This window comes from Frankia sp. ACN1ag, from assembly GCF_001414035.1.
GTDB lineage: Bacteria > Actinomycetota > Actinomycetes > Frankiales > Frankiaceae > Frankia > Frankia torreyi.
This window is the reverse complement of the sequence record NZ_LJPA01000025.1, coordinates 36675-48182: the sequence shown is the minus strand read 5'-3', so window position 1 is coordinate 48182 and position 11508 is coordinate 36675. Positions and strand designations below refer to the sequence as shown.

Genomic DNA, 11508 nt, shown 5'->3' with positions numbered 1-11508 from the left:
CGTGCCGACTCCGAGTCCCGCCCCCGGCGGCACGACCCCGCTGGAGTTCCGGTCCGGGTTCGCCTGCCTCGTCGGCCGGCCCAACGCCGGCAAGTCGACGCTGACGAACGCCCTCGTCGGTACCAAGGTCGCCATCACCAGCGGTCGGCCGCAGACGACCCGGCACGCCATCCGGGGCATCGTGCACCGCNCCGACGCCCAGCTCGTCCTCGTCGACACGCCCGGGCTGCACCGGCCGCGCACGCTGCTCGGGCAGCGCCTCAACGACGTCGTGCGCGCCACCCTGTCCGAGGTCGACGTCGTCGGGTTCTGCATGCCCGCCGACGAACCCGTGGGACGGGGCGACCGCTTCATCGCCGAGGAGCTGTCCCGCCTGCCCAAACGGACCCCGGTGGTGGCCATCCTGACCAAGACCGACAAGGTCGCCGACGCCGACCGGATCGGCGCGCGGCTGCTCGACGTGGCCGGCCTCGGCGAGTTCAGCGACATCGTCCCGGTCAGCGCGATCCGCTCCTACCAGGTGGACGTGCTCGCCGACGTGCTGGCCGCCCGGCTGCCGACGGGCCCGGCGCTCTACCCCGGTGGCGAGCTGACCGACGAGCCCGAACAGGTCATGGTCGCCGAGCTGGTCCGGGAGGCGGCGCTGGAGGGGGTCCGCGACGAGCTGCCGCATTCGCTGGCGGTGGTCGTCGAGGAGATGATCCCCCGGGAGGGTCGATCGCCCCAGAACCCGCTGCTGGACGTGCGGGTCAACGTCTTCGTCGAGCGGCCCAGCCAGAAGGCGATCGTCATCGGCTCCGGCGGCTCCCGGCTCAAGGCGGTCGGCACCCGGGCCCGCGGGCAGATCGAGGCGCTGCTCGGGACGCCGGTCTTTCTGGACCTGCACGTCAAAGTCGCGAAGGACTGGCAGCGAGACCCCCGCCAGCTACGCCGCCTGGGCTTCTGACCCCGCGGCCGGGACGGGGTCCCACCGGTGACCGCTGACCGGTCAGCGGCCACCGGCGCAGCGGTCACCGGGGCCACCGGGGCCATCGGGGCCACCGACGCGGGCGTGGAAGCGCCACGGTCGGGGGGTCGGATCCGTCGTTGACGACCGCACCGTCGACGATCTCCAGGATCGGTGGCATGGCCCGCCGCGGCCGCCGCTGCGCTGCCTTGCCGGAGTCCACGGTCGCGGGGGCGGGGGATCCGTCAGCCGGCGTCCCGGCGTCACCGCAACCGGCGCGCTGGGACACCGTGGCGTCGCTGGCCGTACCGTGCTGGTCGGTGGCCGTGGCCTGCTCGGACATCCTGGCCTGTTCGGTGGTCACGGTCTCGTCGGTCGTGGTGTTCTGGTCGGTAGCCGTGGTGTTCTGGTCGATGGCCGTGTTCTGGTCGATGGTCGTGTTCTGGTCGGGGCGGGCGGCCTCGGCGGACGCCGGGGGCTCGCCGAACGTCCCGTCCCCGGGGGATGTCGAGGCCCGGCCGGATGACACGGCCGGCTTGGCTGCGCCGGCATCGCCGGATGCCGCGGTCTGGTCGGTCGCCGCGGTCTGGTCGGTCGCCGCGGTCTGGTCGGTCGCCGAGGTCTCGTCGGCGGCCGGTGCCGCAGCAGAGCCGGTTGCCGCCTCGGACCGCGCGGGCGGGACGGCGGTGGCAGTGGCCGGGTCGTCGGCAAGGGTCAGCGGTGGTGCGTCGTCGGTGAGCGCGGCGATCAGCAGCGCCTGACGGTTGGCGAGGATGAAGGCCTTGGCCTCCGGGGGTTGCAAGGCGTAGCGACTGAGCTTCTTGCCGCGCAGGTCGATCCGTTCGACGTCGTAGCGGCCCTTGGCGGGGTTCGTGAACTCCTCGCCGGTGCGCTTGCTCAGGTCCATGGAGACCAGGCGGCAGACGAAGAAGTGCGACACCGCGATCCCGTCGCCGCGCGGCGGGCTGGTGAGGAACACCTGTTGGACGCGGTCAACCGTGGCGCCGAGCTCCTCGGCGAGTTCGCGGTGCAGGGCCGCCTCCACCGAGCCGTCCTCGCGGTCCACCCCGCCGCCGGGGGTGGACCAGTAGGGCTTGCGCTTCGGCAGTGTCCGCCGGAAGAGCACCAGTCGGCCGTTGCCATCGATGAGGATCGCTCGCGCCGTCCGCCGTACCACCCGCACCGAGCCATCATCCGCAACCTGCGGCGTCCCGTGCAGGGGGAGTCCGGCTTCCACCGGCGAAAGTGTCCATTTGTGTTCTTTCGTATACGAGAGGTTGCGAAACGGGGCTGGTTCGTCGCGGCCATCTGCCGGATGACCTCGCCTTACCGCGCCGACCCGGGGTCGTGCAACCATGGGCGGGTGCCGGTGTATCGCGACGAAGGGGTCGTCCTGCGAACGACCCCTCTCGCCGAGGCTGACCGCATCATCACCGTGCTCACTCGGCGCAACGGTCGGGTCCGGGCAGTCGCCAAGGGTGTGCGCAAGACGTCCTCGCGGTTCGGCTCCCGGCTGGAGCCGGGCACCTACGTCGACCTGATGCTGCACTCCGGCCGGTCGTTGGACACCGTCACCCAGGCCGACATCATCTCCCCCTACGGGACGACGATCGCGCTCGACTACGCCCGGCACACCGCCGCGGCCGTGATGCTCGAGACCGCCGAGCGGTTGACCAGCGAGGAGCGTCAGCCCGCGCTGCGGTTGTTTCTGCTGCTCGTCGGCGGTCTGCGCACGCTCGCCGCGGGGAAGCGGCCGGCCCCGCTCGTGCTGGACGCGTTTCTGCTCCGATCGCTGGCGGTGTCCGGATACGGCATGGCCCTGGACGACTGTGCCCGGTGCGGAGAGCCGGGCCAGCACCTGTCGCTGTCCGTTGCCGGCGGCGGCGTAGTGTGCCCGCAATGTCGTCCGCACGGCGCGGCGTCGGTCTCGGCGGGTGCGGTACGGCTCCTCACCGACCTGTTGCGCGGCGACTGGGACGGCGCGCTGGCCAGCGAAGCCCGCGCCCGGCGGGAGGCCGGCGGCATCGTCGCCGCCTATCTCCAGTGGCATCTCGAACGGGGGCTGCGCGCGCTGCCGCACCTGGAACGGGCATGAGTGGCCGTGAGCGGGCCGGCACTGGACCCGCTGTTCGACGACCGCGCCGGGGTGGCGTCGCATCGATCGGTCCTTGGGCCGCGGGACGCGTTGGTCGGGAGGAGCGCGCTGCTCGGGAGGAGCGCGCTGGTCGGGAGGAGCGCGCTGGTCGGGGACGCGCTGGGAGGGGATGANGACGGACATGGTGAGGTGGACAGCGGCGGTGGGGGCTCCCGGCGCGATCCGGCGTCGGCAGGGGGACGGTGCGGCGATGGCAGATACCGGTACGACGGATGACGGCTCGGCGCTGCCCCGGCCGGTTCTGGGGAGGTAGGCAGTGACTTTGCGCAATGACGTGGGGACGCGGTTCCGTGATCCGCACCCCCATCCCTCGGGGGCCCGGCCCCCGGCGCTGCCGCGCAGCCTGGTTCCGCGGCACGTGGGCATCGTCATGGACGGCAACGGCCGCTGGGCCAAGCGGCGCGGGCTCGCCCGGACGAAGGGGCACGAGGCCGGGGAGGACGCGCTGTTCGACTGCGTCGAGGGGGCGATCGAGCTCGGCGTGCGATGGCTGTCGGTGTACGCCTTCTCGACGGAGAACTGGAAGCGTTCGCCGGACGAGGTGGCGTTCCTGATGCGCTTCACCGACAGGGTGTTCGGCCGACGGATCGCGGACATGGATGCGCTCGGGGTGCGGGTGCGGTGGGCGGGGCGACGGCCCCGGCTCTGGGGGAACGTGATCCGGCGTCTGGAGTCCTCGGAGGAGCGAACCCGCGACAACGACCGGCTCACGCTGGTGATGTGCGTGAACTACGGCGGCCGGGCCGAGATCGCGGACGCCGCTGCGGCGATCGCCCGGGACGTGCGCGATGGGCGGCTGCGGGCCGACCGGATCGACGAGGCCACGGTGAGCCGCTACCTCGACGAGCCCGACATGCCCGACCTCGACCTGGTCATCCGGACGTCCGGCGAGCAGCGGCTGAGCAACTTCCTGCTCTGGCAGGCGGCGTACGCCGAGTTCTCGTTCGTCGAAACGCTCTGGCCCGACTTCGACCGCCGCGACCTGTGGCAGGCATGTGAGGAGTACGCCCGCCGCGACCGGCGCTACGGCGGGATCGTCGCGCATCGTGCCTGACCATCCGGCCGAAGCCGAAGCCGAAGCCGAAGCCGAAGCCGAAGCCGGAGCCGAAGCGCCCGGGCCCCCGGATGCGGCCCCGTCCGGCTTGGCGGCGGGCGGCGGGCTCGAGTCCGGGTGGCCCGGCGCCGGTGCGGGCTGGGCGGCGGCGGGTTCCGGCGCGCCGGTGGTCGCCGAGATCCGCTTCGCGGTGCCGGCGGCGGCCGCGGCCGGCTTTCCCACGGCGGCGCGGGCCGCGCTCGACGCGCTTGCCCGGGCTGCCGGTTTCCGGTCCGGCCGGCTTGCCCGAGCGCTCGACGAGCCGGAGTCCTGGCTGCTGACCAGCGAGTGGGACGGCCCCGGCCCGTGGCGCCGGGCCCTGTCCGCGTTCGAGGTGCGCTATGCCCTCACGCCGCTGCTCGTCCATGCCGTCGACGTGCCCGGAGCCTTCGAGGTGCTCGCCGCCGTGGACCCACCCGTGGCGCGGGATGCCGGCGGCGACCGGCTCGACGTCGATCCCGCCGAGGCGGCCGGCGGAGACGTCGCTCGCCTCGCCCGGACCTACTGCTCGGACCGCGCCGCGGACGCGGACACCGCCGCGCCCGGCCCGTCCTGATCTGCCCGCGCCCGTTCTGTTCCGTGGCGCCCGCCTGCCGGCGCGACTCCGGCCGCGTCTGGCCTGGCGGCGGATTGTCGGTGCCGACCGGTAGCCTCGAGTCAGCATCACCGACCCATGGATCTCCGCGTTCCGACGCATCGTGATGTCGGATCTCGGGGAGATCGGACCCAGGGCGACCGGGCCGGCCAGATCTTCGGGACTCCCATCCACGATCGTCGGAGGGTTCGTCCGGTAGGTCGCCGCGCGCGGCCGGGGCCGGACCGTGGATGGGGCGCCCCGCCCCGCTCGTGACCGTGACAGCGAAAAGCCGAGGCTCACCCGATGTTGACCATGCAGGACGCGTTGCTGGCGCTGACCCGCTACTGGACCGACCGCGGTTGCATGATCATGCAGCCGTTCAACACCGAGGTCGGCGCCGGTACGCTCAACCCGGCGACGGTGCTGCGGGTACTCGGTCCGGAGCCGTGGCGGGTGGCCTACGTGGAGCCGTCGGTCCGTCCCGACGACTCCCGCTACGGCCAGAACCCCAACCGGCTGCAGACGCACACCCAGTTCCAGGTGATCCTCAAGCCCGATCCGGGCAACGCCCAGGAGCTCTACCTCGGCAGCCTGGCGGCGATCGGGGTCGACACCGCCGCCCACGACGTGCGCTTCGTCGAGGACAACTGGGCCTCGCCCGCGCTCGGCGCCTGGGGGCTCGGCTGGGAGGTATGGCTCGACGGGCTGGAGATCACCCAGTTCACCTATTTCCAGCAGGCCGGCGGCCAGACGCTCGACACGATCAGCGTCGAGATCACCTACGGCATGGAACGCATCCTCATGGCGCTGCAGGGGGTCCGCCACTTCAGCGAGCTCGCCTACGCGCCGGGCATCTCCTACGGCGAGGTGTTCGGCCAGGCCGAGTACGAGATGTCGCGGTACTACCTCGACGACGCCGACATCGACACCGTGCGCCGCCTCTACGCCGACTACGCCGCCGAGGCCCGGCGGCTCGTCGACGCCCGCCTGCCCGTTCCGGCGCACTCCTACGTCCTGAAGTGCTCGCACGCGTTCAACATCCTCGACTCGCGCGGAGCCGTGTCGACCACCGAGCGGGCGACCTCCTTCGCCCAGATGCGCGGGCTGTCCCGCGAGGTCGCCGCCCTGTGGCGGGACCGCCGCGAGGAGCTCGGCCACCCGCTCGGCGTGGCGAGCCCGCCCCCGGCGGCCGTGCCGGTCGCCGTGTCCACCCCGGTGCGCGAGCCGGCGACCCTGCTGTTCGAGATCGGCACGGAGGAGCTGCCCGCGGCCGAGGTGACCCGCACGGTGGCGGTGGTGCGCGCCGGCCTGCTCGACCGGCTGGCCGCCACCCGGCTCACCCACGGCGAGATCCGCGTGCAGGGCACTCCCCGCCGGATCGTCGCGATCGTCGAGGACGTGGCCCCGCGCGAACCGGACGTCGAGCGGGTGGTGCGCGGCCCGCGGGTCGCGGCCGCCTACGACAGCGCCGGTGCGCCGACGAAGGCCGCGGTCGGTTTCGCCCGCGGGCAGGGCGCGGACCCGGCGGATCTCCAGATCGTCACCCACCGCGACGTCGAGCATGTCGCCCTGGTCCGCACCGAGGCCGGCCGGGACGCCACCGACGTGCTGGCCGACGTCCTCGGCGAGCTCGTCGCCGGGCTGCGCGCGGAGCGCAACATGCGCTGGAACGACCCGGAGCTGTCCTTCAGCCGCCCGGTGCGCTGGCTGGTCGCCCTGTTCGGGGAGACGGTGGTGCCGGTCGCGGTGTCCACCCTCGCCGCCGGGCGGACCACCCTGGGCCACCGGCGGGCGGGATCGCCGCCGATCGAGGTGGCCAGCGCCGACGGCTACCCGGAGCTGCTCGCCGCCCGCTCGATCCTGCTCGACCCGGCGGTGCGTCGCGACCTCGTCGTGGAGGAGGCCGCCAAGCTCACCGCGGACACCGGCGGCCACATCGATCCCGATGCCGACGCCGACACCCTGGCCGAGGTGACGAACCTCGTCGAGTTCCCGCGGCCGCTGCTGGGCGCCTTCGAGGCGCGGTTCCTGGAGCTGCCCGCGGAGATCCTCACCACCGTCATGCGCAAGCACCAGCGGTACCTGCCCGTGCGTGACGCCGCGGGGCGGCTGCTGCCGGCCTTCATCGCCGTCGCCGACGGGCAGATCGACGACGCGCTCGTGCGCGCCGGCAACGAGGACGTCATCCGGGCCCGGTTCACCGACGCCGCCTTCTTCTACGACGCCGACGTCAAGGTGCCGTTGGAGACCTTCCGCGCCGGGCTCGCGAAGCTCACCTTCGAACAGCGGCTCGGTTCGGTCGCCGACCGGGCGGACCGGATCGGGACGCTGGCCCGCGCGCTCGGCGACGAGATCGGCCTCGGCGCCGACGACCGGGCGACCCTGGATCGGGCGGCCACGCTCGCCAAGTTCGACCTGGCGACCCAGATGGTGGTCGAGCTGTCCAGCCTCGCCGGCACGATGGCCCGGGAATACGCCCGTCGGGCCGGTGAGCCCGAGGCCGTCGCCACCGCGCTCTACGAGATGGAGCTGCCGCGCCGGGCGGGCGACGACCTGCCCGCCACCGTCTCCGGATCGCTGCTCGCCCTCGCCGACCGGCTCGACCTGCTCGTCGGGCTGTTCGCTCTGGACGCCGCGCCGACCGGCAGCTCCGACCCGTTCGGGCTGCGCCGGGCTGCGCTGGGTGCCGCCGCGATCCTCGGTAGCCGGCCCGAGCTCGCCGGCCTTGCCGTCGCCGACGTCCTCGCCCGGGCCGCCCGGCTCACCCCCGTGCCGGTGTCCGGGCAGGCGCTCGCCGCGGCCGAGGCGTTCCTCCGCGGCCGCTACACCCAGCAGCTCCTCGACAGCGGGGTCGACCACCGCCTGGTCGGCGCGGTCGCCCCGCTCACCGGCACCCCGGCGCGCGCGGCGACCACCCTGGCGACGCTGCGCGGGCTGATCGCGGTGCCCATCGGGGCGGCGCTGGCCAATGCCGGCGAACCGGCCACCGCCACGACGACGCCTGCGACGACGACGCCTGCGACGACGGCCGATCCGGCCGTGTTCGCCGCCCTGGCGGCTGCGCTGCAGCGGGTGCGCCGCATCGTTCCGGCTGACGCCCCCGCCGTCCTCGACGGCGAGCGGCTCACCGAGCCGGCCGCCGCCCGGCTTCTGACCGTGGTCACCGCACTGACGGAGCGCCTCGGCGCGCGAGCAGGTTCGCCCGCTCCGGCCGTGGCCGACGGTCCGGTCGTGGCAAACGTTCCGGCCGGCTCGAGGGCGTCGGCGTACCCGGCGTTCGTCCCGCTCGGCGAGCTCGTCGCTGCGGCGGGGGAGCTGCCGGCCGCGATCGACGGGTTCTTCGACGCGCTGATGGTGATGGACCCCGATCCGGCGGTCCGGGCGGCTCGGCTCGGACTGCTCGCCCGGATCCGGGATCTCACCGCGGGAACCCTGGACTGGGAGGCGCTCGGCTCGCTGCCCGCCGGGCACTGACCTCGGCGCCGAGGACCGGACCGGCGCTGCTCGGGCCGGGTGACCGGCCGGTCCGGCGGGCACGGTCCGGCCGCCGTCCGGTCACCCGCGAAAGAACCAGGACAAACGGGCGCATAGGCCGCGCTGTGTCGGATAGCCCGCCACGGGGGGCTACTGTTCCATCGCGTGGGTCTGTCCCGTCCTAGCCTCGCCGTCCATCCGTTCCGCGCGACCTGGTACCAGGTGCCCTGGTGGCGGTGGGCGATCCGGGCTGTGGCCGCGGTCGTCGCCGCCGTCGTGATCCTCACCGTGGTCACGTTCGTTCAGGTGTGGTGGGTGGGCCGGGAGGATCACCGGCCCGCCTCCGACACCCTGGTCGTCCTCGGAGCCTCGCAGTACGACGGGCGTCCCTCGGCGGTCTTCGCCGCCCGCCTCGACCACGCGCTGGAGCTCTACCGGCAGGGCGTCGCACCCAACGTGATCACGATCGGTGGCAAGCAGCCCGGCGATCGCTACACCGAGGCCGAGGCCGGCGCCGCGTACCTGCGCCGCCGGGGAGTTCCGGCCGATCGGGTGATCGTCGTCCCGGAGGGCTCGGACACCCTCGGCTCGCTGACCGCGGTCGCGGGGGTCATGAACACCCGGCACTGGCGGTCGACGGTCCTGGTCACCGATCCCCCGCACAGCCTGCGGTCCCGGACGATGGCGCGCGACCTCGGGCTGGACGCGACCACGTCGCCGGTGACCCGCGGCCCGGCCGTCCACGGCTTCGACACCAAGGCCCGCTACATCATTCGCGAGGGCATCGGCTACCGCTGGTATCAGCTCTTCCACCGGGCCTCGCCGCCCTCGGCGACCACGCGGGCGGTCTGAGCCCGGGCCGCGACGGCCCGCCGCCGCGGTGGGCAGGGGCGGCCGGGGTGCGCAGGGGCGGCCGGGGTGCGCAGCGGCAGCCGGGGTGCGCAGGGGCCGCAGGGGCGGCCGGGGCGGCAGGGTGCTCCCCGAGACCGCTCCCGCGCGGCCGTCGCGAGAGTTGTCGATTCGGGCGCGGACAGGCCCGCCTCCGGCACCGACCGGCTCGGCACCTTCCGGCGCGTGGGCGGCCGCCGGCGCGGTGGCCTCGCGCGGGCGGGCGGCGGTGGGCAGCGGCGGGACGGCCAGGGGCGCGCGGCAGCTGGCCGGGCCAAATCGGACGATTCACCGATGTGACCTACCCGCAGCGCGTTCGACCCTCTTCGGTGGTCACCCGCGCTGGTACGGTTCGGATCGCCGGGTGAGAGGGTAGTGCGACAAGCGGCAGTGACGCAAGGCGGCGGAGGCGGCCACCCGACGCGTGCGACAACACCCCGGAAATCACCTTCCGCGAGTGTAACGACTTCCTAAGGAGACTGGTGTGGCAACTCCCGTATCCGAGAGTGCGGTCGGGACGGCCGATCTGGAGACAGTCCGGGAACTCGCGCAGCAGCTGCGGGTCGACTCGGTGCGCAGCAGCACCTCGGCCGGCTCCGGGCACCCCACCTCTTCCATGTCCGCCGCGGACGTGCTGGCCGCCCTCGTGGCCCGGCACCTGCGCTATGACTGGGACAACCCCGAGGACCCGGCGAACGACCACCTCATCTTCTCCAAGGGCCACGCCTCCCCGCTGATCTACTCGATCTTCAAGGCGGTCGGGGTCGTCAGCGACGAGGAGCTCATCAACGGCTACCGCCGCTTCGGCGAGCGGCTGCAGGGCCACCCCACCCCGATCCTGCCCTGGGTCGACGTCGCCACCGGTTCGCTCGGGCAGGGCCTGCCCGACGGCGTGGGGGTGGCGCTCGCCGGGAAGTACCTGGACAAGGTGCCCTACCGCGTCTGGGTGATCTGCGGTGACAGCGAGATGGCGGAGGGGTCGGTCTGGGAGGCGCTGGACAAGGCCTCCTACTACAACCTGTCGAACCTGATCGCGATCGTCGACGTCAACCGGCTCGGCCAGCGTGGCCCCACCGAGCTCGGCTGGGATCTCGACACCTACGCCAGGCGGGTCGAGTCGTTCGGCGCGCGGGCGGTCGTCGTCGACGGCCACGACATCGCCGCGATCGACGAGGCGCTCGCCGGGGCCGAGGACGCGACCCGGCCGACCGTCATCCTCGCCCGCACCCACAAGGGCGCCGGCTTCTCGGAGACGTCGGACAAGGAAGGCTGGCACGGCAAGCCCTTCCCGGCGGACATGGCCGAGCGCGCCATCGCCGAGCTCGGCGGCGAGCGCAACCTGCGCATCCGCGGCCCGGTGCCGGGGCCGGACTTCCCGCGCCCGGAGCCGATCAGCCGGCCGGCGATCACCCTGCCCAGCTACGAGCTCGGGGCCAAGGTCGCGACCCGTCGGGCCTACGGGCAGGCGCTGGCCGCTCTCGGGGCGCGTACCGACGTCGTCGCCCTCGACGCCGAGGTGAGCAACTCGACCTACTCCGAGGACTTCGCCAAGGCGTACCCGGACCGGTTCTTCGAGATCTTCATCGCCGAGCAGCAGCTCGTCGCGGCGGCGGTCGGCCTGTCGGTGCGCGGCTACGTGCCGTTCGCCTCCACCTTCGCCGCCTTCTTCTCCCGCGCCTACGACTTCATCCGGATGGCGGCGATCTCCCAGGCCGACATCCGGCTGTCCGGCAGCCACGCCGGGGTGGAGATCGGCGCGGACGGTCCGTCGCAGATGGCGCTGGAGGACCTGGCGATGATGCGGGCCGTCGGCGGGTCGACGGTGCTCTACCCGAGCGACGCGACGTCCGCCGCCAAGCTCGTCGCGGCGATGGCCGACCTGTCCGGGGTGAGCTACCTGCGTACCACCCGGGGCGCCTACCCGGTGCTCTACGGCCCGGACGAGCCGTTCGCCCCCGGGGGCTCCAAGGTGCTGCGCCGTTCGGACGGCGACACCGTCACGCTCATCGGTGCCGGTGTCACCCTGCACGAGGCCCTGGCCGCCGCCGACACGCTCGCCGCGGAGGGAGTCGCCGCCCGGGTGATCGACCTGTACTCGGTCAAGCCGGTCGACGCCGCGACCCTGCTCGACGCCGCCCGGGCCACCGGCGGGCGCATCGTCGTCGCTGAGGACCACTACCCGGAGGGCGGCCTGGCCAGCGCCGTGCTCGGGGCGCTGGACGACAGCGGGCTGCCGCTGTCCGTCCGGCACCTCGCGGTGCGCTCGCTGCCCGGTTCCGGCACGCCCGAGGAGCTGCTCGACGCCGCCGGCATCTCGGCGAAGCACATCGTCGAGGCGGCCCGAGACCTGCTGCGCTGACGGCCTCCCCGGCGGC

General features: G+C 73.7%; 8 protein-coding genes and 1 pseudogene. 8 read left to right on the top strand and 1 reads right to left on the bottom strand.

What is annotated here, in order from left to right:
* Position 1: 1 nt before the first annotated feature.
* Together UK82_RS39160 and era are read left to right on the top strand one after the other, a co-directional pair.
* Positions 2–190: pseudogene (locus tag UK82_RS39160) on the top strand (GTPase); the annotation flags it as partial.
* 1 nt (position 191) lies between these two features.
* A partial coding sequence (gene era, locus UK82_RS21150) for a GTPase Era (protein WP_236706241.1) occupies positions 192–946 on the top strand: 755 nt, incomplete at its 5' end.
* A gap of 64 nt (positions 947–1010) precedes the next feature.
* On the opposite strand, the gene UK82_RS21145 is transcribed toward era, so the two are convergent.
* Positions 1011–2129 carry an NUDIX domain-containing protein gene (locus UK82_RS21145; RefSeq protein ID WP_055408891.1) on the bottom strand — a complete coding sequence of 373 codons (1119 nt, stop codon included), beginning with the start codon at positions 2127–2129 and terminating at the stop codon, positions 1011–1013.
* Positions 2130–2309: 180 nt separating this feature from the next.
* On the opposite strand from UK82_RS21145, the gene recO reads away from it, so the two are divergent.
* The 6 genes from recO to UK82_RS21115 all read left to right on the top strand — a co-directional run bounded on the left by recO (position 2310) and on the right by UK82_RS21115 (position 11492).
* Positions 2310–3041, top strand: coding sequence for a DNA repair protein RecO (gene recO / locus UK82_RS21140; protein WP_199865295.1), 732 nt, complete (start codon positions 2310–2312; stop codon positions 3039–3041).
* Positions 3042–3357: 316 nt separating this feature from the next.
* On the top strand, positions 3358–4155 hold the full coding sequence (locus UK82_RS21135; RefSeq protein WP_044883005.1) for an isoprenyl transferase: 798 nt from the start codon (positions 3358–3360) through the stop codon (positions 4153–4155).
* Positions 4148–4750, top strand: a complete 603-nt coding sequence (locus UK82_RS21130; protein ID WP_052680876.1) for an antibiotic biosynthesis monooxygenase — start codon at positions 4148–4150, stop codon at positions 4748–4750. Before UK82_RS21135 ends, UK82_RS21130 begins: the two co-directional genes overlap by 8 nt.
* 324 nt (positions 4751–5074) lie before the next feature.
* On the top strand, positions 5075–8245 hold the full coding sequence (locus UK82_RS21125) for a glycine--tRNA ligase (RefSeq protein WP_044883006.1): 3171 nt from the start codon (positions 5075–5077) through the stop codon (positions 8243–8245).
* A gap of 165 nt (positions 8246–8410) precedes the next feature.
* Positions 8411–9097, top strand: a complete 687-nt coding sequence (locus UK82_RS21120) for a YdcF family protein (protein WP_044883007.1) — start codon at positions 8411–8413, stop codon at positions 9095–9097.
* Positions 9098–9617: 520 nt separating this feature from the next.
* Positions 9618–11492: a transketolase gene (locus UK82_RS21115; RefSeq protein WP_044883008.1), complete on the top strand. Its 1875-nt coding sequence runs from the start codon at positions 9618–9620 to the stop codon at positions 11490–11492.
* Positions 11493–11508: the final 16 nt, after the last annotated feature.